Raw genomic sequence first — 24,139 nt, 5'->3', positions numbered from 1 at the left:
CCGATACGAGCGCAAGGCCGACCACTTCCTGGCCTTCACCAGCCTCGCCTGCACACTCATCTGCTACCGCAGACTCGCCAAATGAGATGTCCTCTAAGGCGTGATGGCGGTGAGCGAGGCCCTGGGGGGCATCGCGGACCGGGACTGGCCACGGCGCGGCGCCGGGTGCTGGACATGCTGGGCAAGGCCGGCGGTCTGTGTACGGCGCGGACGGTGACCAGCGACGAGGACTGCATCCTCTGCACGCTCGGTGTCGGGTACTACGACCCGGACGACCAACCGCCCTTCAAGGACGGAAAGCCCGGCTGGCAGGGCGGGTGCGTCGATCCGGAACTGCTCGGGTGCGGCCTGCGTTCCGCACGCGGCCATCTGAAGGACCACAGAAATGGGAATCGGGGAGGGCTTAGAAATGCTTTTGATTCCGCTCAAGGAACACCAGGTCGACCAGAAATTGCGTTTTCGTAACTGGGTCGGATTTCCTGCAAGATCCTTTGTGCCTCCGGAGGGGGCTCGTGCCATGGGGGTGTCCGCGACCAGGTCCGGTAAGACGATCACCACCGCTGCGTGCGCTCTGGAGTACTTCCCCGAGGGCCGGATCCTCGTCATGGTGCCCACGCTGGACCTGATCGTGCAGAGTGCCCAGTCCTGGCGGCGGGTCGGACACCGGGCGCCGATGGTCGCGGTCTGCTCGGTGGACAAGGACGAGGTCCTGGAGCAGCTTGGAGTGCGCACCACCACCAACCCGATCCAGCTCGCCCTGTGGGCCGGGGCCGGTCCGGTGGTCGTGCTCGCCACGTACGCCTCCCTCGTGGACCGCGAGGACCCCGCCGACGTCACTGGTCGCCGGACTGTCCCTGGGCCGTTGGAATCGGCTCTGGCGGGCGGGGAACGGCTGTACGGGCAGCGGATGGCTCCGTTTGACCTGGCCATTCTGGACGAGGGGCACATGACGGCCGGAGACATGGGACGGCCGTGGGCGGCGATCCACGACAACAGCCGGATCCCTGTCGACTTCCGGCTCTACCTGACCGCCACCCCGCGCATCCTCGCCGCGCCCCGGCCGCAGCGCGGGCAGGACGGCCAAGAGCTGGTCATCGCGTCGATGGAGGACGACTCCAGCACCTACGGCACCCGCATTTTTGATCTTGGGCTGGCGGAGGCGGTAGAACGCTCGATCCTCGCCGGTTTCGAGATCGACGTGCTCGAGATCCGCGACCCCGACCCGCTCCTCGGCCTGTCCGAGGACGCGCTGCGCGGCCGGCGCATGGCCCTGCTCCAAGCAGCACTGCTGGAGCACGCGGCGCAGCAGAATCTGCACACCACCATGGTGTTCCACCAGCGGGTCGAAGAAGCCGCAGCGTTCGCCGAGCAGATGCCGCGCACAGCCGCCGAGCTGTACACCGCTGAGGCCTCCGCGGCGGCTCTGGCCGAGGCGGCGGAGCTGCCCGCGTCATCGATCGACGCCGAGCTGTACGAGCTCGAGGACGGCCGCCACCTGCCTCCGGACCGGGTGTGGGCGGACTGGCTGTGCGGGGACCATCCCATCGCGCACCGGCGCGAGGTGATCCAGCGGTTCGCCAACGGCATCGACGCCCAGAACCGGCGCGTACACCGGGCGTTCCTCTCCTCCGTACGCGCCCTCGGGGTCGGGGTCGACATCACCGGACTGCGCGGGGTCGAGGCCGTGTGCATCGTCGGCTCCCGCAGCTCCCAGGTCGACATCGTCCAGAACATCGGACGGGCGCTGCGGCCGAATCCGGACGGCAGCGTGAAGACGGCGCGGATCATCATCCCCGTCTTCCTCCAGCCCGGCGAGGACCCCAAGGACATGGTCGCCTCCGCCAGCTACCAGCCCCTGGTCGACATCCTCCAAGCCCTGCGCTCGCACTCGGAACGCATGGTCGACCAGCTCGCCTCCCGCGCCCTGACCCGCGGCACCGAACGCCGACGCATTCACGTCCGCCCCGCCGGCGCGGCCGGGCCGGAGAACGGGGACATGCCCGAGGAGAGCAGCGAGGCGCAGCAGGAGGTCGACCGGGTTACCTCGGTCGTGGTCAACTTCGCCCCCCCCCGCGACGCCGCGACGCCGCCGACATCGCCGCCCTCAGCCGCTGCCGCGTCATCCGGCCCCAGTCCCTCGTCTGGCTCGAGGGCTACCAGGCCCTGGTCCGGTGGCGTGCCGAGAACGGGATCACCGGCCTGTACGCCGTGCCCTATGACGCCGAGACCGAGGTCGGCACGACGAAGGGCTATCCCCTGGGCCGGTGGGTGCACCAGCAACGCCGGGCGCACCGCGCAGGTGAACTCGACCCCCACCGCAAAGAGCTCCTCGACGAGGCCGGGATGGTGTGGGAGCCCGGCGACGAAGCGTGGGAGAACAAACTCGCCGCGTTCTGCTCCTATCGGCGCGCGCACGGGCACCTCGCACCCCGGCAAGACGCGGTGTGGGGCGAGGGCGAGGGCGAGGGCGATGGTGCCCATCGGGCAGCACCTGGCCAATCTCAGGCGCAAAGGCGCGAAGAACGGCCTGGGCAAAGACCCGGAACGGGCCGCAGAGCGCGCGGCGCAGCTGGCGGCGATCGACCCGGACTGGAACTGCCCCTGGCCACTCGACTGGCAGCGGCACTACAAGGTGCTCGCGGACCTGGTCGACGCCGACGGCGTCCTGCCGGCCATCGACCCCGGGGTGCTGTTCGAAGGCGACGACATCGGACGATGGCTCACGCGGCAAAGAGAAGCGACCAACTGGACACAACTCTCCTCCGAACAACAGGAACGACTGACCGCGCTGGGTGTGACGCCCGTCGAACGGCCCGCTCCAGCCCCGGCGGCCCCGCGTTCAACGAAGGGGCCGGGCAAGGCGAAGCAGTCGTTCCAGCGGGGCCTGGCGGCCCTCGCGCAGTGGGTCGAGCGGGAAGGCGCCGACCGGCCCGTGCCGCGCAGCCACGCCGAGGAGATCGCAGTCGACGGCGAGACGGAACCGGTGATCATCAAGCTAGGCGTATGGGTATCGAACACCAAATCGAGGCGGGACAAACTCACCCAGGACCAGCGCGACGCCCTCGCCGAGCTGGGCGTGGAGTGGGCGTGACACCACCGCTGGCCGGTCGCCGAGCCGGACCAGCCGTGGCCCCGGGCGAACGCCCGGGGTCCCGCGCTGTCAGCAGGTTCAGGCCATGACCGCTGGGCATCCTTGCAAAAGTGCCCGCCGGGGACGGCGAACACGGGACCGTGGTGGAGTGATCCACCACACCGGCCTACTGCGGACCGCTCCCCTACAGGGAGAAACGACCTCGTCGCTGATCTGCCGCATCGCGAGCCGCTATGGGATGGAAGCGAAGGCATTACGGTCCTGCTGGCACTGGCGCAACCACCAGCCCAAGCACGAGGACGGGGCTTGTCGGGCCGATGCCGAGGGGCTGCTGAATGCAGCCGGACGACAGCGTCTGGTAGGCCTGTGCGGCATGGAGGACGACGTGCTGGCGCGGGCGTTGCCGTCCTGGGAAGAAGAGGACGCCAAGCTGGCGGCCGAAAGGGACGGGTGCCGGCGGCGGCGTGGCGTATCGGCGGCTCGGTCGCCGGGCCGGTGGCATTTGGCTGTCGGTTGTGCGCCGCCAGGCGTACGGGGACGGCCGTGCGGGTCGTGCGGTATGCGCCGCGGTGGGAGCGGGTGTGCGTGCGGCATGGGCGGTGGCTGCTGGACGCGGACGCCAATCAGCCGCTGGAGCACCTCGATCTGCGGGGTCTGCCGGAGGCGGTGGCGGCGCAGCGGCGGTGGGTCTCGCTGTCGTGGCGGGCGGTGCGGGCCGGTGCGGAGCCGGAGCGGGTGTTCGCGCTGGCGCAGGCGGTGGTGGCCAGGTGGTGGGAGCAGGCCCTGCACTGGGAGCGAGAGAAGATCTGGCCGCGGCGTCTGCACCAGGTTGCAGGCGGTGACGCCGGTGGTGATCTGGAGCGGTGGCGGATCGTGGGGCGAGACGCGGTCGTCTTCCCGGAGGTAGTGGCAGTGGCCGATGCACTGCTGGATCCGGGCATGGCCGAGCTGGTGTGGGTGGACAGTTGTGCGGGGCAGCCGCGGGCGCTGCCCGCCGACGGGATGTTCTGCCGCCGGCTCGGGGAGCGGCTGGGCCGAGGATGGCTGGGGCCGCTGGCCGCGACGGACCACGGCGGGCCGCTCATCGCATGGATGGGCAGCGTCATCCGCCTTCGCCGCGGCGCCGGCGGGCCGCCCGGGTACGACAACGACCCGTGGTGGCTGCGGCAGGAACACCAGGCCGCAACCATGGCCGGCCAGCTGCGGGTACTGGGCAAGGAGAAGAAGGCGCCTGGTTCGGGGACGATGTGGCGGGCGGCGGTACCCGTCGAACAGCGCGCCCAGATCAGCAGCCTCGTCGATGGCGCTCAGGAGCAGCTCATCCAGCTGCGCAGGGCGCAGACCGGTTCGAGTGCGGACGTGGCCCAGCGTCTGTTCCGCATCCTCAGCCACAGCGCCGCACTCGTCGAGAAGGCCTTCTCCGAACTACCGGTTCGGCACGAGGGTGCACGTTGAGTCAGGAACGTCCCGGCTCCCGGTTGAGTTCGTGAGAGGCCCGGAAGTCGAAGAAGCGCAGACCGTCGATCACTGCTCCGGACTGGATTTCCTGCATGGTCCAGGGGTGGGCGGAGTAGTCATCGATCGCCACGCCTCCATGTTCGAGTAGCAGCGCGATCATCTGGTGAACCTCTGCGGTGCCGTCGATCCGACCGGAGATATCGATCTGCACTGCCCAGGTGGGGTGGAATCCGACGGCCCCGTCGAGGACCGTCACGTCGTCGGGCTCCCAGTCAGAGAAGAGGCAGCCGTTCTGCTCTTCATCGATGTCGATGTAGAGGTTGCCGTCCAGGGTCCAGGGATGGCGCTGCTGGTTCAGGTGTCGATCAAGTGCGGCGATGGTCTCAGCTCGCTCACCTGTGGGGAACACGAACACTGTGCGCATGGATTGGAGCCTAGGCGGTCCGTCTTCGAGGCGGCTACGAGTATTCAAGGCTGGTCCGGGGCCGGTGGGGAGGTGCGTCCGGCGATGTTGGCGAACGTAGGCAGGCCCAGGTGAGTGACCGTGGGCTTGAGAGCGGCGTCGAGCTGAGACAGTTTGTCTTCGGCGCCGGCAAGGCTGATCTCGAGGCCTTCGACTTCGCCGAGCCAACCCTCTCGCTGGGCCTCGGCGATCCTGTCGATCAGATTGTCGCGGATCTCGATCAGTCGGTCTTGCTGGGCGAGTTCAGGGCGGAGGAGCGAGCATCGGACGCAAGCTTCTCTGAACTAAAGGCGCTTGAGTGTCCTGATCAACGCGTACCCATCGATAGTTGCGACGTTGACTCCGGTACCGGCAGACGACGGCCGTAGTACGTCATCACTAGATGCTGGCCCCCCAACGTGACACCGAGGCCGAGCCACAGAGCGTTACCGTTGAGCGGCTCACCGAACGCGGCTTCCGCGACGACGCCCAGGCCCAACTTGACGGCGACGGTGGCGAGCCACAGCAGCAGCGTCTCCCGACCGCCCTTGCGGTACAGCCGTCCGTCCGCTTCCCGCCATATCAGCATGGTGCGACCGCGTAGGACGCCGACTAGGACCGAAACGATCAGCCCGGCGACGAGGAACGCGATTCCGGCAGAGGTCGTGCGGCTCGGACCTGGTGGAACACAGCCGCGCACGATGAGGAGGGCGACCCACACATGGGTCAGTGACCGGACTGGCCGCGCGGAGAACTGGCTCCACACGATCACGGCAGTGATGCCGATGACTAACAGCAGACTGGGTGTCACTGATCTGCAGTCCTTCCGGTCAAGTACGTGGCCAGCGTGGATGACAGGGCAGCGCGGAAGGCGGCTGCATGGGCCGGGTCGTCCGGGTCGTGCCCGAGCCCGGCCAGCCAGGAGCGGTTGCCGAGCGCGTATCCATACGCGGCGGACAGTGCCAGCAGGACGACGGCCTCGATCCGGTTCCGGTCCGGCCTGGCCGGGCTTGGCAGGACGAGCCGAATGCCGGCCTCGACCGCGTCGACCAACTCGGACAGCCCCTGTGACGACGTGCCGACGTCCTCGGCGTGGAGGCTGGACCAGGCGAATAGGCGTACATAGCGCTCGTCCGCAAGCGTCTCGAACAGCACCTGGGTCATGTCGTCCGCGTACGGTACGCCGTGATCGGCACGCATCCGCTCGCGTACGCGCTTCCGCTGCCGCTCGTTCTCGCGTTGCAGTACGGCCCGGACCAGCGCGCCGTAGGTGCCGAAGTAGTGGGTCACCAGGCCGTGGGAGATGCCAGCCGCCTCCGCGACGCGGCGCAGACCCACGCCATCCGGCCCGTACCGAGCGATCAGCTCGGCGGCGGCGTCCAGGATCTCCTCGCGTGCCTGTTCTGGCGTGCGCCTGCGCCGTCGCCCTGTCATGCCGCCTCCTTATTGGCAAGGATGACAATAGCTTGTTGGCAAGAGTGACAACAATAGCGGCGTGGCCGCCTGAGCTGGCTGTCTGCGCTGCTGGGATGTGCCGATCTTCAGGAAGGAGCGCCGCGACTACCGACCCAGGCGAGAGATCTCACTGACGCGGCCGACGAGCTGTCGATTCGTGGGGGCGTGCCAAGGTCGACCGCCTGCGTAGGGCGGGTCGCCACGGTGTCAGTTGGGCGAGCTTCTCCGAACTTGTCGGCAAGGCCAGCATGTTGGTGGAACGTCGGGATCACGTTTGCTCCTGTGGCCGGTGCTGGCGTGGAACAGCGGAAGCGGTGATCGTGGGGATGCCAAGGTCCACGGCCGTATGCTGCCCGTGGCCCCGATCGAGCTGGCTGAGCTTCTCCTCGGCGCCAGCCAGGCTGACCTGGAGACCCTCGATCTCGCCGAGCCAGCCTTCCGTCCCGGCTTCGGCGATTCGGGCGATCAAGTTGTCGCGGATCTCGGCAAGCCGTGCCCGTTGGGCCGGGTCAGGCCGGAGGAGCGAGCATCTGACACAAGCGTGCTCATGGATGCAGGGGGATCCGAAGGCGCGTGCGCAGGTGCCGATGGACACCTTCCGCTTCTCGAAGTGGGCGAGGAAGGCGTCCCACTCGTCGTTCGTCGGGGTCCGGTATTCCTCGCTGGGACGCAGCAATCGACGGCGGGCTACGAACGCGCGGTGGGCTTCGATGGCGTCTGCCGGGTAGATGGCGTTGTAGCCCATCGTGGTGTTGATGTCGGAGTGACCTGCGAGGACCTGCGCGATGTGGGGCGGCAGGCCGCTGCGGATTGCGTCGGTGATGAAGATCCTTCGGAAGTCGTGCGGAGCGAAGTCGAGGGGCTGGCCCGCGGAGTCGGTGAGCCCGGTTCGTTCCAGGACCTCGTTGAGGCCGTTGCGGATCAGTTGACGGGATACCGGTGTGCGCTGGCCTCCGTATGTCCACTGGAACAGCAGCGGCATCGGCGGGTTCCAGACCTTCTCCACGACGTCGTAGTTGGGGAGCATCGGGCTCGCGCCTGTTCGAGGGTCACGGACGCGGGCGATGATCGTGCTGAGCACATCGGCCAGTTCTGGGCTGACGAGGAGAAGCCGTTCCTCGTCGGTTTTCGAAGGAGCGACCTGGAGCAGAGGTACTACTTCACCGCTGGTGGGCGCTTGTATTGGATCAGAGCGTGGTGGCTGGCCTCCAGCATCTCCTCGAACCGGACGCCGGTGTGCTGCAGGAATTCGATCGTGACCCAGGCCCAGAAGGCCCGTTCCTCGAGCAGTCCCAGATGGACGCGTCGGCCGGACTCGTCGTAGGGCTGACGCCCCGTACGGTGGGGAGCGCTTCCGGACAGCCGTTGCGCCGGCACGGCAGCCCTTGGATCATGCGGCGGCCCGAGCGCCTCACCGACGTTGAGCGAAAGGGGCTCGACGAGCTGTGCGAGCGGAACCCCGCGCTGGTGACGACCGTCGAGTACGCACGCCGCTCCCGTGGACACAGCCAATGCGGTAATCCGCGAATTCATCCACCGCACCGTAACGAGCTCGGCATCGCTGCCTGAACGAATTAGCCTTGCCGGATTTCAGATAGTGGGCGGTCGGAGCGGGATGACGTTGTCCGATGCAGGGGCAGGCTCCGCCTGCGCGTCCACCCCCTGGGTGAGAACGGCGCTGGCGCGGGTCAGGTTGGTCACCAGTTGGCGGAGCTCTTGGAGCTCGGCCCTCTGGTTCGCGATGGTCTTACTGAGCTTGGCGACCCACTGAGCCATACCCGGAGCCCTGGGCCCCGCCGATCCTACGAAATGACCGGCCCGAGCCCGCCTCCAAAACGTAGGTCACCTTGTCAGCGGTGGTGGGGGGTGTGCCGTGTGCCCCCACCTGGGGGGGGGGACGGCTCCGCGTTGGTGTCGGTTGGGTGGGGCAGGTGGTCGTCGAGGTACGCGGCTAGCGCGGTGATAGTCGCCTGGCTGTGCAGCACCGTACGGGGCAGTGCGGTGCTCAGGGTGTGCTGGAGGCGGTTGCGGAGCCGGATGGTGATGAGGGAGTCCATGCCCAGTGCGGGTAGCGGGATGTGCGGCTCGACGCGATCGGGTGAGCAGCCTAGGAGCACGGCGGCTTGCTCGGTCAGTAGTTCTTGCAGCAGTTGGCGCCGTCGGCCGCGTGGAGCCCGCAGCAGCGCATCGAGCGGCGCCTTGCCTCCGGAGGGGTGGCCAGCTCCGCTGGTGGGCGCGGCGGCGGGCATGAGCGGGCTGAGATAGGGGGAGGCCGCGACGGTGGGGTAGAGATCGAGATAGCGGGCCAGGTTGAGGGTGACGAAGCCGGTGCGTGTGCGGGCGTGGGTGAGGAGCGTTTCGAGCCCGGCCAGGGCATCGTCGAGGGGGATGGTGGCGAAGCCGCGGTCGCCAAGGGTGCGGGCGTTGATGCCGGTCTCGGCCCAGGTGTCGGCCAAGGCGCCCCAGTTGATGCCGGTGGCGGGCAGTCCGGCGGCCGCGCGGTGGGTGACGAGGGCGTCGAGCCAGGCGGAGGCAGAGGCGTAAGCGGTCTGGCCGGGGGATCCGAGGAGCGAGACGAAGGAAGAGAAGCCCACCCACCAGTCCAGGTCGTACCCCTCGCAGGCCTCGTGCAACAGCCACGCTCCCCGGGCCTTGGCACGCCAGACCCGCTCCAGCAGATCCTCGGTGACGTTGGTGACGGCGGCGTCGTCGACCACGGCCGCGGCATGGATGACTCCACGCAGGCCGTGGCCATGGCGCTCGGCGGTGCGCAGCAGATAGTCGGCGGTACCGGGTTCGGCCAGATCGGCGCAGATCACTTCGATCCGGGTGCCGGTGCGCCGTAGTTCGCTCAGGAGGGCGGAGGTGTGCTGGCCGGGTTGGGAGCGGCTGTTCAGGACGATGGTGCCGGCGCCCTTGCCGACGAGCCAGCGGCACAGCACCACCCCCAGGTCACCCAGGCCGCCGGTGATGACGTAAGCGCCGTCGGGGCGGACGAGGGGGACGCGGTCGGGTGGCAGGAAGGCCGTGACGGTGCCGGTGGGCCACTGGTAGGCCGCGAGCTGGCTGGAGGGGGCTGGGCGGGCCAGGTCCTCCAGGGGCAGCCGGGCGACGGGCAGGATCGGCAGCGTCTGGCAGAGAAGGGCGTCGGCTACCTCTGCGAGCAATCCGGCGGCTGCGGTGGGCGTCGTGTTCAGAAGTACGGAGGTGTCCACTAGACGGGTGGCGATGGGCTTGGAGCCGGCGTGCTGCGCGCGGGAGGTGGTGAGCAGTAGCTGGCCTGCCGGAGCGAGGAGAGTGTGGGCAGCGGGGTCGGGGGCGTGGCTGGTGTCGACGATGATGTCCCATCGGCCGCGGCAGTCGGTGGCCGAGGGGCTGATGTGCCTCTCGGCCCCGATGGCGGTGGCGGTGTGCCGGGCGGCCAGTGCCAGGGACCCGGAGCCGATGATCAGGACGCGGTCTGTGGGGCGGATGCGGGCCAGGTGGTGCAGGCCGTAGTAGGCGGTCAGGTAGGGCAGCAGTGAGCAGGCCAGCTCGGCGGCGTCCTGGTGGGCGGGTACCGGGACGCACCAGCGGTCCTCGACCGTCAGGTGGCTGACCAGGTCGGTGTCGGTGGTCACGACAGCGACCTCTTGCCCGGCGGCCAGGGACGCTCGTGGCCCCGCTGCCGTCACGGTGCCGCTACAGGCATGCGTTGCAGGCGCGCCGGGGCCGTCTTCGAAGCGGCAGGTGGTGTGCACGGCGACGGTCACCTGGTGGTCTCCCGGCGCAGGGGGCGCTCCGGCGGCGGTGAACGTCATAGTGCTGCCGTCGGGTTCGGCGCGTACCGGCAGGTGACCGATCCGGTTTTCGGTGGTGCGGCGCTCGGCCGGGCTCAGTGGGGCGGGGACCAGACGGGCGACGTAGCGGTCGCCGTCTCGCCAGGCCACCTCGTCCTCCAGGTCGTCGGCCAGCAGTTGGGCGGCCACTTCCTGCGCGGGGGTGCGGGTGTCGGTGTCGTAGAGGGTGGGCTGTAGTTCCGGGTGCTCGTAGAGAAGCGTGCGCAGCACGCCGCGCAGCCCGGCGTGGCCGAGCGCCACGGTGTCGTCCTCGCGGACGGCCTGGCCGTGGTGGCTGAGGATGTGCAGGCGAGGGGGTGGGTGGTGGTCGGTCAGGGCCTGGACGGTGGCGGTGAGGCGGGCTGTGCGCTGCTGGGCCCGCTGCGCGGCAGCGATGTCGTTGTCCGTGCCGGTGGTGGTGTCCGGTTCGAGGACGACGACGACGTCGCTGCAGGGCCGTGCGCTGTGCAGGGCTGCGTCGAAGGACCGGCGGATCCCCTCGGCTTCGTCGTCCGGGGCCGATGTGGGCGGGGCGCAGGCGAGCGCGGGCCGGCCGAGGGCTTGGGCGAAGTCGCGGTGCCACGGGTGCAGGTCTTGGGTCTCGGTGAGCAGCAGCCAGGTGGCGTCCCGCCGGCTCTGGGAGCCGGCCAAGGGCTGAGGCTGCCAGCGGTGCTGGATGAGGTAGCGCTGCAGACGGCCGGCGCCCGGATACTTCGGGGCGTGGGCGAAGCGGACGTTTTCGGCGCTGGCGACGATGTTCCCGGCGGCGTCCAGCAGCTGCAGGGATCCGGTGACGGTGTGTTCGTCGAGTTCGTCGGCGCGGACGTGGCAGTAGCTGCCGGTGGATGTGTCTCCGTGTACACGCAGTGCGCCGATGCCTTGAGGGTAGGCGGTGCCCTGAGGCAGTTCGGTGCGGCTGGTCCACAGGGCCAGAAGGGCCTGCAGGCACCCGTCCAGCAGCACCGGATGCCAGGCGAAGCCGCCGGTGTACAGGCGAGCCGCGTCGGGGACGGTCAAGCGGGCCAGGGCCTCGGGCCGGGCGTCGTCCGGTGACACGTGCAGACTCTGCATGGCCCAAAAGGCCGGGCCGTAGGCGACGGCACAGGTGTCGGCCCAGCCGGCCCGCAGGGCTGCGAGGTCCGTCTCGACGGGGCAGCGACGGTGGAGGTCTTCCACCGGCAGGCGGTCGGGGCATGCCTCCTCGGCAGCGAGAGCGAGGGTGGCGCCGGCGTGGGGTTCGAAGTCGTCACCGGCTCGTGCCATGGCCTTCCATACGGCTGAGCCGCCGTTCTCCTGGGCACTGCAGGCCAGGTGTACCGGGTCCTCGCCGAGGTGCAGGAACGCGTCGAAGGTCACCTGCCGCACGGATACCTTCCGCACGGGCTCGGTGAAGATGTGGGTGGCGGCGGTCAGGGCCATCTCACACCAGGCCGCCCCGGCCATGACCGGTTCCCCAGCGGCCTGGTGATCCTTCAGCCAGCTCTGCCGCTGCGGATCGACGGTGGCCTGCCACAGGTGCCGCCCGGGCCGGGCCGGGTCAAGGACATGCACGCCCAGCAGGGGATGCCCTGCAGTGACGCCGGCGACGGGGGGCAGGCCCCGGCTCAGCTCGGATGGTTCGATCCAGTGATGGTGTTCCTCCCAGCAGGTGCCCGGGACGTCCACCAACCGGCCCTCGACGTGCGTGTTCCAGGGGACGGGGTAGCCGGCGCAGTGCACAGCGGCCACGTGGGCGGCGCAGTCCCGCTCCTCGTGTCCGTCCCGCCGCAGGGAGGGCACGACCACGGCCTCCCCGGATCCGTGGGCAGCCAGAGTTTCGGTCATCGCACCGGCCAGCAGCGGATGGGCGTTGACTTCGACGAACAGGCGGTGGCCCGCGCTCTGGGCGGCTTGGACGGCTGCGGCGAACCGTACCGGGTGGCGCTGGTTGTCCGCCCAGTACCCGGCGTCCAGCCTGACCGGCGCGCGGGGGCCTTCGGTGACGGTGCTGTAGAAGGGGATGGACGCGGGCTGCGGCCTCACCTCGGCGAGCCGGTCGCGCAAGGGGGCGAGGATGGGGTCCATCTGTGCGGAGTGGGAGGCCACCTCCACCGCCACCCGGGCGGCCTCGACCTCCCCTGATTCTTCCCACTGTTGCAGCAGGTGTTCGATCTGGGTGGCGTCCCCGGAGATCGCCGTGCTGTTCGGGGAGGCGATGACCGCCACCTCCACTTGGTCGCAGCCGCCCTCCGCCAAAGCCCTGGCCGTCTCCTCGGCAGGCAGCCGTACGACCGCCATCGCCCCGCCGCGGACGCGGGTGAGGAGCCGGGAGCGGCGGCAGATCACCTTCACCCCGTCGGGCAGGCTCAGCGCTCCGCAGGCCACGGCAGCGGCGACCTCGCCCATCGAGTGCCCGATGACAGCTGCCGGCACCACCCCGCGGTCGCGCCACATGGCCGTCAGCGCCACCTGCAGGGCGAACAGGGTCGGCTGGACCCGCTCCACCCCGCTCACCACCGTGCGGGCGGTGAGGACCTCGTGCAGGGAAAAGCCGCTTTCCGCCTGCACCAGCGGTTCCAGTTCCTCGAGAGCAGCGGTGAACGCCGCATCCCGGCCGATCAGTCCCTGGCCCATGCGGGCCCATTGCGAGCCGTGGCCGGAGTAGACGAACACCGCCCCGTGCTCCTGCGGAGCGGCCCGGCCTGTGGTCACGGCGGTCGACGGCCTACCGGCCGCCAGCCGGCGAAGACCCTCGGCCAGTTCGCCGCGGTCCGCGGCCACCACAGCGGCCCGGTGCGTCTGGTACGAGCGCCGCACCGCCAGCGTGTAGGCCACATCCCTCAGCGACTCCCCGGCACCGTCCCCCTCCAGCCAGGTCGCCAGCCGCGCCGCGGACTTCCGCAACGCCCCCGGCGAAGCCGCGCTGATCAGGAACGCCCCCACCCGAGCCGGTGACAAGTCCTTCGGCTCCGGCGGTCGCCGTGACGGTGCGGCCGGGGCTTCCTCGACGATGACGTGCGCGTTGGTGCCGCCGACGCCGTAGGAGGAGACCGCCGCCAGCCGGGGACGGCCCGGCACCGGCCACTCGGTGGCCCGTGTGGGCACGAACAGCCGGCATCCGCCGGCGTCGATGTCAGGGTGCCACCGGGTGAAGTGCAAGCTGGCCGGCACCAGGCCGCGTCGCAGGCACACGATGGCCTTCAGCAGTCCCGCCACGCCGGAGGCAGGCTCGGTGTGGCCGATGTTCGTCTTCACCGACCCGATCGCACACCGTCCGGGCCCCGTTCCGTAGACCTCCTTCACCGCGGCGAACTCCCGCGGGTCCCCCACCGGTGTGCCCGTACCGTGCGCCTCCACCATGCCCACCCGCCCGGCATCCACCCGGGCCCGGTCCAGGGCCTCGACGAACACGGCCGCCTGCGCCCGGGAGGAGGGCACGGTCAACTGGCCGGAGTCGCCATCCTGGTTGACGGCCGATCCCCGCAGAACCGCCAGGACCCGGTCCCCGTCCTCCTGGGCGGCAGCCAGCAGTTTGAGAACGACAATGCCGCAGCCCTCGGCCCGCAGATACCCGTCGGCCCCTTCGTCGAAGGCCCGGCACCGTCCGGTAGGCGAGTACATCCGCCACCGGGCCGAGGCCGCACTGACTTCCGGCCCCAACGCGGCCGAGACGCCACCCGCCACCGCGAGCGGGCACTCACCGGCCCGCAGCGCCTGGCACGCCAGGTGCACCGCGACCAGGGACGAGGAGCAGGCGGTGTCGACCGCCAGACTGGGGCCGTGCAGATCCAGCAGGTACGACAACCGTCCCGCTCCCACCCCGTGCACGGCACCGGAGAACCAGTACGCGTCCGCTTCCTGCGGACGGCGGTGCCCGCGCAGCAGGTTGTCCATCGAGTACATTCCCGCGAACACACCTGCCTGGGAGCCCCGCAGGGCCTGCAAGGGGATGCCGGCGTGTTCCAGCGCCTCCCACGCGACCATCAGCAGCAGCCGGTGCTGCGGATCCAGCCAGGCCGCCTCCTGCCCCGACATCCCGAACGCCTGCGGATCGAACGCGCCGATATCCCCTTCAAGCCATCCGCCGAAACGGATCAGCGCCGCTACCTGCTCGGGCAGGGCCTGCTCCAGCGCGTGGGCGTCCCACCGGTCCTTCGGCACCGGACCGACCGTCTCCCGCTCCTCCTCCAGCAGCCGCCACAGTGCGCTCAACGAGTCCACGCCACCCGGCAGACGACACGAAGCCCCGATCACGGCCACGGGCTCGGCCGGCACGCCGACGGAATTGCCGCGGTATTCGGTCATCATTTCTCCCGGGTGGCGCGCACTGGTCCATCACGAAGGTTCCGCGGAAAGGTTCTTCCCGTATCCTGTGCACTTGCCCTCGCGTTCGCCGGCGTAGAGCACGAGGTCGCTTGACGGCACAGCAGGCCGGCGGAAACGCGATCTACTACTCAGGCAAGCGCCGCCACACCTGTTTCACCGTTCCAGCGTCGGTCATTTCCGCTCGCGCCAGCAACGATTTCCCGTTCAGGTCACGGAATTTCTTGGCGGTGCTGCGCGCGTGCACAACCCCTTCGAATCGCACCGAGCCACCGTGCACGACTCCTGACGCGCTGCCTGTCAGGACCAGCAGGTCACCACCCTGCACGGCGTGGACCACGATTTTCACCGTTGCCGTTTCCGTCCCGTCGCTCAGACACACGGACTCGTGCGTTGCCAGATCGGTCACCTGATGACCATTCACCTGGCCCCCACCGGAAGCCGAATACTCCAACCGCACCGTGTCGTTTGCCACATCCTTGACCCGGGTCGCGTTGACCCTGTTTTCGATCACTCCTACCAGTTCACCGGACACGTCACACTCCTTTTCGCTCGAAGACCGACTTCATACTTACAGTCAAGGCGCACAGCGAAAAACACTAGGTATCTTGCGAAGATCCCCCAGAAGCAGAACATATGTCGCGTCCGTGCGAATCGCGCATCGGAGGTGAACCGGCGAGCACATGAGCCGTGAAACCCGCCAAGCACGCCGTCCGACTGAATACTCGTGCGCCGTCCGCTGTTGAGGGTGAGTGCGGCGGGGCGAGGGCGGAACAGTGTGCTGGAGAAGGCGATCGTCGTGACGCGACCGTTCCGGCCGTCTACTGAATTCTGCCTAGTTACAGTGCCAGCAGGCGTCGACAGCTCGGTGGACACCCACACGATCCGTCTCACAGATCGAACACATCCCTCCGACCGTCCGGACCGCCGGGCGAACGAGTGCACGGGCAAAGAAGCCGGCAACAAATCCATCGCCAAGCGGGTCGTACTGGGAGGAGGCCGGTATGGGATCACCGAGCCTCGCTGCGGCAGACCGTCGCGAAGACAGGCCGCGCCGGGATCGCTCCACCTGACGAGCGCGGCGAGAATCACCCGACTGCAGGCCGAGCGGGCCCGAACGCACCCCCGTCGTCCGGCCGCCGGTCCCGATTCGGGCCGGCGGCGCCTGTACGACAAGCGGCTACGTCTCCTTCGGCACTGTCACCACAGCCGCCCTCTTCATCTGGCTCCGTACCTGACCGCGTGCCAGGACCTCAATTCACCAAGGCACCCGGCGCCAGCACCAAGCCCGCTGCCGTGAGGAAGTCCTCAAGGCTGATGACACCGCCGTCGGTGCCGTCGTCCCATTCGATGACGAGCCCAGAGAGGCCCTCGTTCCAAGACTCCGGACTGTCATCAAAGTCAGGGCCAGGGTGCCGTTCGACGCAGCCCTCACCATGCCGGTATCGGAAATATAGGTACTGGCCGTCCGCCGTCCAGGCATCCCACTGTGACGGGTACGCGGAACACGTCTGCACCACCCGCATCAGCTTCCGACCTTCATCGGTACTCATCCGACGATGGTCGCGCAGCGTCAGGCGCCCGGCAATCGACTTGAAACCGTCGCCACAGGCGCCTCAAGCAGCAGCCAGGCGCACGCGTCGCACGACTGAAGTCCTGGTGGGTCTTCCCCAAAGCCCGGTGCAGTCCCAATCGCATGTCGTCAATCGCAGCCGCCATCCTCACCCTGGAGCGGCACCGCTGAAACGGGAAGAAGCAGATCGGTGAGATTCCCGTCTTCGCGGACGTCTGGGTGGACAACGACGGACGGGTGGCCCGCACCCTGCTCTCCTGTGCGATGGGCCCGGTCAGTGTCACCGTGACGATGAACCTCGCTCGAAGGGGGTACCCATGGTGATCAAGAAGTTGCACGAAGCGGGGTTGCGCAGCGACCACGCCTACACGGCCGCCGTCGCCTCCATCGGGCTGTCGTTCCTGGCCTGGCTCGGCTCGGTGAAGGGCGAGTCGGCCGGCACCGACCGCGCCGACCGCTGGGGCATCTTCGTCGGGGAATGGGCTCCCACGTTCTTCGGCCTCGGACTGGCGCTGGCGAAATACGAGCACCACTAGCGGCGGCCGGCGGATCACGAAGCGCACCGCCCGCGGTAAGGGCCGGCTCGGCTGACTCAGCCGAGCCGGCCCCTCCGGCGTCTGGGGCCGCCGCGGGTCGCCGCCTCCGCCCCCATCGTCATCTCCCTGCACCCCGATTACCCGTCGATCAACTGAGTACTATTGCGCAGTATTTCTTTCCAAACAGTGACGACGACGCGCCGGACACACTCAGTGCTGCCCCGGAGCCGGACGGGTGACCGGCCGGTGTTCGTCCGTCCTGTGGTGGCGGCTGGCAGGCGGAACGAGGGTTGGACATGGCTGGCACTGTTGTCGACAGTTCGCAACCGGCACCACAGGAGGGGGCCGAGGCGGGGCCCGGCAAGGTGGGTGAGCCGGAGCTGCGGCAGCTTCTGGCCGGGCTCACGGCGGTGCGCGACGGCGACTTCGGCACGCGGCTGCCGGACGGCACCGAGGGCCTGCTCGGTGAGATCGCGACGGTCTTCAACGGCATGGTCGACCAGCTGGCGCTGTTCACGTCCGAGGTGACGCGGGTGGCGCGCGAGGTCGGCACCGAGGGCGCCCTGGGTGGTCAGGCCGTGGTGCCGGGGGTGTCGGGCACCTGGGCCGACCTGACCGACTCGGTCAACGCGATGGCGGGCAACCTCACCACCCAGGTCCGCGACATCGCCCAGGTGGCGACCGCGGTGGCGCGCGGCGACCTCTCCCAGAAGATCGACGTCGACGCGCACGGCGAGATCCTGGAGCTGAAGGAGACCGTCAACACGATGGTCGACCAGCTGTCCTCGTTCGCCGACGAGGTCACCCGCGTCGCCCGCGAGGTCGGCAGCGAGGGCCGCCTGGGCGGCCAGGCACAGGTGCCCGGGGTCGGCGGGGTGTGGCGCGACCTGACGGATTCGGTCAACTTCATGGCCGGAAACCTCACCGACCAGGTGCGCAACATCGCCCAGGTCACCACGGCGGTGGCGCGCGGCGACCTGTCGCAGAAGATCACCGTGAACGCCCGGGGCGAGATCCTGGATCTGAAGGAGACCATCAACACGATGGTCGACCAGCTGTCCTCGTTCGCCGACGAGGTCACGCGCATGGCCCGGGAGGTGGGCACCGAGGGGCAGCTCGGCGGGCAGGCCGACGTCAAGGGCGTCTCCGGCACCTGGCGCGACCTCACCGACTCCGTCAACTCGATGGCGAGCAACCTGACGGACCAGGTGCGCTCGATCGCCCAGGTGGCCACCGCCGTCGCCCGCGGCGACCTGTCCCAGAAGATCAAGGTCACGGCGCGCGGGGAGATCCTGGAGCTGAAGGAGACCATCAACACGATGGTCGACCAGCTCTCCGCCTTCGCCGACGAGGTCACCCGCGTCGCCCGCGAAGTGGGCACCGAGGGGAGACTGGGCGGTCAGGCCGACGTCAAGGGTGTCTCCGGCACCTGGAAGGACCTGACCGAGTCCGTCAACGTGATGGCCGACAACCTGACGGCCCAGGTGCGCTCGATCGCCCAGGTGACCACCGCGGTGGCCAAGGGCGACCTGTCCCAGAAGATCCGGGTGGACGCCCGGGGCGAGATCCTGGACCTGAAGGAGACCATCAACACGATGGTCGACCAGCTCTCCGCCTTCGCCGACGAGGTCACCCGCGTCGCCCGCGAGGTCGGCACCGAGGGCAACCTGGGCGGCCAGGCGACCGTCCGCGGCGTCTCCGGCACCTGGAAGGACCTCACCGACAACGTCAACGTCATGGCGTCCAACCTGACCGGGCAGGTGCGCTCGATCGCCCAGGTGGCCACCGCCGTCGCCCGCGGCGACCTGTCCCAGAAGATCACGGTCGAGGCGAAGGGCGAGATCGCCGCGCTGGCCGGGGTGATCAACACCATGGTGGACACGCTGTCGGCGTTCGCCGACGAGGTGACCCGCGTCGCGCGCGAGGTCGGCACCGAGGGCATCCTCGGCGGCCAGGCCCGGGTGCCCAACGTGGCCGGCACCTGGAAGGACCTGACCGACAACGTCAACTCGATGGCGAACAACCTGACCGGGCAGGTCCGCAACATCGCCCAGGTCACCACCGCCGTCGCCCGCGGCGACCTGTCGAAGAAGATCGACGTCGACGCGCGCGGCGAGATCCTGGAGCTGAAGACCACCATCAACACGATGGTCGACCAGCTCTCCGCCTTCGCGGCCGAGGTCACCCGCGTCGCCCGCGAGGTCGGCAGCGAGGGCCGGCTGGGCGGCCAGGCGGAGGTCGAGGGCGTCTCGGGCACCTGGAAGCGGCTGACGGAGAACGTCAACGAGCTGGCGGGCAACCTCACCCGGCAGGTCCGCGCGATCGCCGAGGTGGCCAGCGCCGTCGCCGAGGGCGACCTGACGCGCTCGATCACCGTGAACGCCTCCGGCGAGGTCGCCGAGCTCAAGGACAACATCAACGCGATGGTGGAGTCCATCCGCAAGACCACCCGCGCCAACCAGGAACAGGACTGGCTCAAGACCAACCTGGCCCGCATCTCCGGGCTGATGCAGGGCCACCGGGACCTGTCGGTCGTCGCCGAGCTCATCATGGACGAGCTCACCCCCCTGGTGGCCGCCCAGTACGGCGCCTTCTACCTCGCGGAGGACGCGGCCGAGGGCACCGAGCTCGTCCTGATCGGCTCCTACGGCTACCCCGCCGACTCCCGGCGCCCCACCCGCATCCCGCTGGGCCGCTCCCTGGTCGGCCAGGCCGCCCGTACCCACCGCACCATCGCCGTGGACGACCTGCCCGACGGCTACGTCACCATCTCCTCCGGGCTCGGGCAGACCCCCCCGGCCAGCCTCGTCGTGCTGCCGATCGTGGTCGAGGAGCAGGTGCTCGGCGTCATCGAGCTGGCGTCGGTCGCGCCGTTCACCCAGGTCCACCGCGACCTGCTGGAGCTGCTGATGGAGACCATCGGCGTCAACGTCAACACCATCGTCGCCAACGCGCGCACCGACGAGCTGCTGCAGGAGTCGCAGCGCCTGGCGGACGAGCTGCGGGCGCGGTCCGAGCAGCTCCAGGTGCAGCAGGAGGAGCTCCAGCGCTCCAACGCCGAACTGGAGGAGAAAGCCGCCCTGCTGGCCGCCCAGAACCACGACATCGAGGCGAAGAACCTCCAGATCGAGCAGGCCCGCCAGGAGCTGGAGGACCGCGCGCAGCAGCTGGCGCTCGCCTCGAAGTACAAGTCCGAGTTCCTCGCCAACATGAGCCACGAGCTGCGGACGCCGCTCAACAGCCTGCTCATCCTGGCCCAGTTGCTCGCCCAGAACACCACGCGCAACCTCACCCCCAAGCAGGTGGAGTACGCCGGCATCATCCACTCCGCCGGCTCCGACCTGCTCCAGCTCATCAACGACATCCTCGACCTGTCGAAGGTCGAGGCCGGCAAGATGGACATCAACCCCGACCGGGTGTCGCTGCGCACCCTCATCGACTACGTCGAGTCGACGTTCCGGCCGATGACGACGCAGAAGGGCCTCGACTTCACCATCGGGGTCGCCGACGACACCCCGGCCGACCTGGTCACCGACGACTCCCGGCTGCGCCAGGTGCTGCGCAACCTGCTGTCCAACGCCGTGAAGTTCACCGAGCGCGGTGGCGTGGAGTTGCGCATCGAGCCGGCCGCGCCCGAGGAGGTGCCCGACTCCGTCGCCCCCGGGGACGTGGTGGCCTTCCGGGTCAAGGACACCGGCATCGGCATCGCCGAACAGCACCTGGAGACGATCTTCGGCGCCTTCCAGCAGGCCGACGGCACCACCAACCGCGCCTACGGCGGCACCGGTCTGGGGCTGTCCATCAGCCGGGAGATCGCCTACCTGCTCGGCGGCGCGGTCACCGCGCACAGCGCCCTGGGCGAGGGCAGCACCTTCACCCTCTTCCTCCCCCTCGCCCGTGGTCCCGTCCTCCGGGGCGAGCTCGCGGAGAACACGGCGGCGGACGCCGGCGACGACCGCACGCGGGAGGAGCGGCCCGTCGGCACCGAGGAGGACGGCCGGGCCGCACTGACCGCGATCCCGGAGGCCCGCCCCAGGCGGCGGCTGCTGGTGATCGAGGACCGCGCCCGCGGGCTGCTCTCCCTGGTCGCGGAGAGCGCGGTGGCCGACCTGATCGGCGGCCGCGACGCGAGCCGGCCCGGCGAGGGGGTCGAGGTCATCACCGCCGTGGGCGCCCAGGAGGCCGCCGCGGCCCTGGCCTCCGAACCGTGCCACTGCGTGGTGCTGGAGATCGACATGCCGGGCCGGGAGGCGCTGCGCTTCCTGGAGGCCATGGACGGCGACTCCGCCCTGACCAGCGTGCCCGTCCTGGCGCACAACAGCCGGCGGCTGCCCCCGGCGCAGGAGCAGGCGCTCCGGACACGGGCCGGCACCCAGCCCCTGGAGCTGCTCTCCAGCCTCGACGAGCTGCGCGAGCGCATCGCCCTGCACCTGACGGCGGAACAGCCGGGCGATGTGCTGCCGCTGGTGCGGGGCGAGGAGACCCGGCCCGCCTCCCCGGCCATCGACGGCAGCCTGGCCGGGCGCACCGTGCTCGTCGTGGACGACGACGCCCGCAACCTCTACGCCATCAGCGGGGTGCTGGAGATGCACGGCATCCAGGTCCTGCACGCCGAGAACGGCCGCAAGGGCATCGAGACCCTGCTCGCCCACCCGGGCATCGACCTGGTGCTGATGGACGTGATGATGCCGGAGATGGACGGCTACGCCGCCACCGCCGAGATCCGGCGCCGCCCGCAGTACGCGGAGCTGCCCATCATCGCCGTCACGGCCAAGGCCATGCCCGGCGACCGGGAGAAGAGCATCGCCTCGGGCGCCAGCGACTACGTCACCAAGCCGGTCGACACCGACGACCTGATCGCGTGCGTGCGCCGCTGGCTCGGCATCTGACCCCGCCGTCCGGCACCGCCACCCACCGTTCCTCTGGAGGAGCAACATCGTGACCTCACCCGAGCAGCCGTCGCCGCCCCCGGCGGACGGTGCGCCACCGCGCTCGCGGTACGGGGCACAGGAGCCGGCGGACGCGACCGGCGGCCTCGCCGCCCCCGGCGCGGCCGTGGAGATGGACGTCGAGGCGGTCGTGGAGGAACTGCTCGCGTCCGGGGAACGGGCCGAGCACGCCGCTTCCGTGGGCCGGCTCGCGGCCACCGTGGAGCGGCTGCGCAAGGAGGTGCGGGAGGCGCACGCGGCCGCCGAGGGCCGGGCGCTGGTCGAGCTGGCCAAGGGCGTCCTGGTCGAGCGGCTGGGCTGCGGCCCCGGGGAGGCCGCCCGGCAACTGTCCGCGCTCGCCGAGCGGGCCGGGGTCTCCCAGCTGGAGCTGGCCGCCGACGTCGTCAACCAGGCCGCCCGGGACCGCCTGACCGCCGCCGCCTGCGACTTCGTTGCCGGGACCACCGACGACGGCGCACCGGAGGACAAACCGTCCGTGGCCGTGCGGCTGCGCACGGCCGAGAGCGGCGCGCTGGCCGCCGACGACACCCAGGCCGTCGCCGAGTCGCTGCTGGAGCACGCCCTCGCGCCGCTCGGCGCGACCGCCGTCGCGGTGTGGACGGTCGGCTACGACTCCTCGCTCACGCTGGCCGGCTGCGCCGGTTTCCCCGCCGACGAGGCCGGGCGCTGGCGGCACGTGCCGCCGGGGGTGGCGACGGTGGCCCGGCAGGCGGTCGCCGAGCGGAGCGCGGTGTGGTTCCCCTCCCTCGCCGAGGCGGGCCCGCCGTCCATCGGCCGGCAGTATGTCGACGGCGGGCGGGTGGCCGTGCCGACGGGCACCGGCGGGCGGGTCCTCGGGATCCTGGAGATCTGCTGGCCGCAGCCGCTCCCGCCGCAGCCGCCGCAGATCCACCGGCAGGTCGAGGCGCTGGCCGAGCTGTGCGCCCACACCCTGGAGGACCGTCCCGCGGCGGACACCGGCCTGGCCGTGGCCGCCGACGAGCTGCCGCCGGGCTGCCGGGAGCTGATGGAGCTCGCCGAGGGGCTGCTCGACCCCGCCCTGGTGCTGCTGCCGTGCGTCGAGGGGGGCTTCGTCACCGACTTCCGCATCCATCACGTCAACAGCTGCTTCGTCGACCCGGCCGGGCGTCCCCGCGGCGCGGTCGCCGGCGCCCGCCTGCTGGAGGCGTACCCCATGGCCGCCGGTGACGGCGGCCTCTTCGAGAAGATAGAGCGCGTCCACGCCACCGGCGAGTCCTTCCGCGCCCGGCGCATGACGCTGACCGCGCTGATCGACGAGGTGCCGCTGACGGCCGTCATCGACGTGGGCGTCACCCGGCACGACGGGTGCGTGCTGCTGGTGTGGCGGACGGAGGACGACACGGCCCGCCTGGCGAGCCTGTTGCAGCACGCGCAGCGCCTGGGCCGCATCGGCGGCTTCGAGGAGGACCTGGTCACCGGTGAGATCACCTGGAACGACCAGTTGTTCGCGCTGCACGGGCTGCCGCCGACGTCCTCGCCCATCACCCTGCACGACCTGCCCTCACGCGCCCATCCGGACGACTCCGTGGCCATCGGCCGGTTCCTGCGCACCGTGCTGCACCACCGGCGCTCGGCCTCGGCCTCCTTCCGCCTCCAGCGTCCCGACGGCGTCACCCGGCACATCCGCGTGGTGGCCGAGCCGTCCCTCGACCCCGACGGGCGCCTGGTCGCCGTGCGCGGCGCCTATCAGGACATCTCGGCCCAGCACTGGACGGAGGTGGCGCTGGCCGCCACCCGCGACCAGCTCGCCCACACCGAGCACCAGGCCGCCGAGAGCAACCGCCTGACGCTGCAACTCCAGCACGCGATCATGCCGCCGAAGCGGGCGCCCCTGGACACCCCCGGGTTGCAGGCCGCCGTCCGCTACCGTCCGGCCGAGACGGACTCGCTCGTGGGAGGCGACTGGTACGACGCGGTCGTGCTGCCGTCGGGCCAGGTCCTGCTGTGCGTGGGCGACGTCGCCGGGCACGGCATACAGGCCGCCACGAGCATGGTCGTGCTGCGCAACGCGCTGCGGGGCCTGGCGGTGACGGGCGCCGACCCGGCCAAGCTCCTGTCCTGGCTCAACACGGTCGCCCATCACCTCACCGAGCAGGTCACCGCCACCGCGGTGTGCGGGCTCTACGACCCGGGCACACGTACCCTGCGCTGGGCCCGCGCCGGCCACCTGCCGCCCGTCCTGATCCGTGACGGCGAGGCCACCACGCTGCCCATGACCGACGGGCTGCTGCTCGGGGCGCTGGGCGAGGTCACGTACGAGGAGCAGGAGTTGCGGCTGCTGCCCGGCGACACGCTGCTGATGTTCACCGACGGCCTGGTCGAACGCCGCGACTGCTCGGTCCACGAGTCGCTCACCAGCCTCCTGACGATCGCGCAGGCGTCCGTGCCCACGGTCGAGCAGCTGCTGGACCGGCTGCTGACCCACAGCAAGGCGGACACCGACGACGACACGTGCGTCATCGGGGTCCACGTGAGCTGACCCGCCGGCCGTCCG

12 protein-coding genes and 2 pseudogenes are annotated in these 24,139 nt (G+C 70.1%); 6 read left to right on the top strand and 8 right to left on the bottom strand.

Annotation, left to right across the window (positions count from 1 at the left end):
• The first annotated feature begins 409 nt into the window (after window positions 1-409).
• Window positions 410-3,091 (top strand): annotated as a pseudogene (locus tag ACZ6MA_RS31830) (helicase associated domain-containing protein).
• Between the two features lie 585 nt (window positions 3,092-3,676).
• Window positions 3,677-4,546 (top strand): hypothetical protein, encoded by an 870-nt coding sequence (locus tag ACZ6MA_RS31825; RefSeq protein ID WP_469438140.1) that lies wholly within the window; start codon window positions 3,677-3,679, stop codon window positions 4,544-4,546.
• A gap of 1 nt (window position 4,547) precedes the next feature.
• Here the strand turns inward: ACZ6MA_RS31825 and ACZ6MA_RS31820 are convergent, their stop codons facing one another.
• The 8 genes from ACZ6MA_RS31820 to ACZ6MA_RS31785 form a co-directional block, all read right to left on the bottom strand.
• Window positions 4,548-4,973 (bottom strand): hypothetical protein, encoded by a 426-nt coding sequence (locus tag ACZ6MA_RS31820; protein ID WP_469438138.1) that lies wholly within the window; start codon window positions 4,971-4,973, stop codon window positions 4,548-4,550.
• Window positions 4,974-5,319: 346 nt separating this feature from the next.
• Complete coding sequence (locus ACZ6MA_RS31815; RefSeq protein WP_469438137.1) at window positions 5,320-5,802, bottom strand: hypothetical protein; 483 nt, start codon at window positions 5,800-5,802, stop codon at window positions 5,320-5,322.
• The gene (locus tag ACZ6MA_RS31810) at window positions 5,799-6,425 is read right to left on the bottom strand and encodes a TetR/AcrR family transcriptional regulator (protein WP_469438135.1); all 627 of its coding nucleotides are present in this window, start codon (window positions 6,423-6,425) and stop codon (window positions 5,799-5,801) included. The genes ACZ6MA_RS31815 and ACZ6MA_RS31810 overlap by 4 nt, the downstream gene beginning before the upstream one ends.
• A gap of 289 nt (window positions 6,426-6,714) precedes the next feature.
• On the bottom strand, window positions 6,715-7,527 hold the full coding sequence (locus ACZ6MA_RS31805) for a site-specific integrase (RefSeq protein WP_469438134.1): 813 nt from the start codon (window positions 7,525-7,527) through the stop codon (window positions 6,715-6,717).
• Window positions 7,528-7,601: 74 nt separating this feature from the next.
• Complete coding sequence (locus ACZ6MA_RS31800; RefSeq protein WP_469438132.1) at window positions 7,602-7,952, bottom strand: hypothetical protein; 351 nt, start codon at window positions 7,950-7,952, stop codon at window positions 7,602-7,604.
• 344 nt (window positions 7,953-8,296) lie between these two features.
• Entirely contained in the window at window positions 8,297-14,551 is a 6,255-nt protein-coding gene (locus tag ACZ6MA_RS31795) for an SDR family NAD(P)-dependent oxidoreductase (RefSeq protein WP_469438131.1), read from the bottom strand.
• A 142-nt stretch (window positions 14,552-14,693) separates the two neighbouring features.
• Window positions 14,694-15,101 carry a hypothetical protein gene (locus ACZ6MA_RS31790; RefSeq protein ID WP_469438129.1) on the bottom strand — a complete coding sequence of 136 codons (408 nt, stop codon included), beginning with the start codon at window positions 15,099-15,101 and terminating at the stop codon, window positions 14,694-14,696.
• A gap of 718 nt (window positions 15,102-15,819) precedes the next feature.
• Window positions 15,820-16,119: a hypothetical protein gene (locus ACZ6MA_RS31785; RefSeq protein ID WP_469438127.1), complete on the bottom strand. Its 300-nt coding sequence runs from the start codon at window positions 16,117-16,119 to the stop codon at window positions 15,820-15,822.
• 86 nt (window positions 16,120-16,205) lie between these two features.
• Between ACZ6MA_RS31785 and ACZ6MA_RS31780 the strand changes: the two are divergent.
• The 4 genes and pseudogenes from ACZ6MA_RS31780 to ACZ6MA_RS31765 form a co-directional block, all read left to right on the top strand.
• Window positions 16,206-16,310 (top strand): annotated as a pseudogene (locus ACZ6MA_RS31780) (IS5/IS1182 family transposase); the annotation flags it as partial.
• A gap of 146 nt (window positions 16,311-16,456) precedes the next feature.
• Window positions 16,457-16,675: a hypothetical protein gene (locus ACZ6MA_RS31775; RefSeq protein WP_469438126.1), complete on the top strand. Its 219-nt coding sequence runs from the start codon at window positions 16,457-16,459 to the stop codon at window positions 16,673-16,675.
• A 296-nt stretch (window positions 16,676-16,971) separates the two neighbouring features.
• Entirely contained in the window at window positions 16,972-21,564 is a 4,593-nt protein-coding gene (locus ACZ6MA_RS31770) for a HAMP domain-containing protein (RefSeq protein ID WP_469438124.1), read from the top strand.
• Between the two features lie 49 nt (window positions 21,565-21,613).
• Window positions 21,614-24,124, top strand: a complete 2,511-nt coding sequence (locus ACZ6MA_RS31765; protein WP_469438122.1) for a SpoIIE family protein phosphatase — start codon at window positions 21,614-21,616, stop codon at window positions 24,122-24,124.
• The last annotated feature ends 15 nt before the right edge of the window (window positions 24,125-24,139 follow it).

The sequence above is a fragment of the Streptomyces sp. NPDC042259 genome, from assembly GCF_055582085.1.
This window is presented reverse-complemented; position numbering and strand designations above follow the sequence as displayed.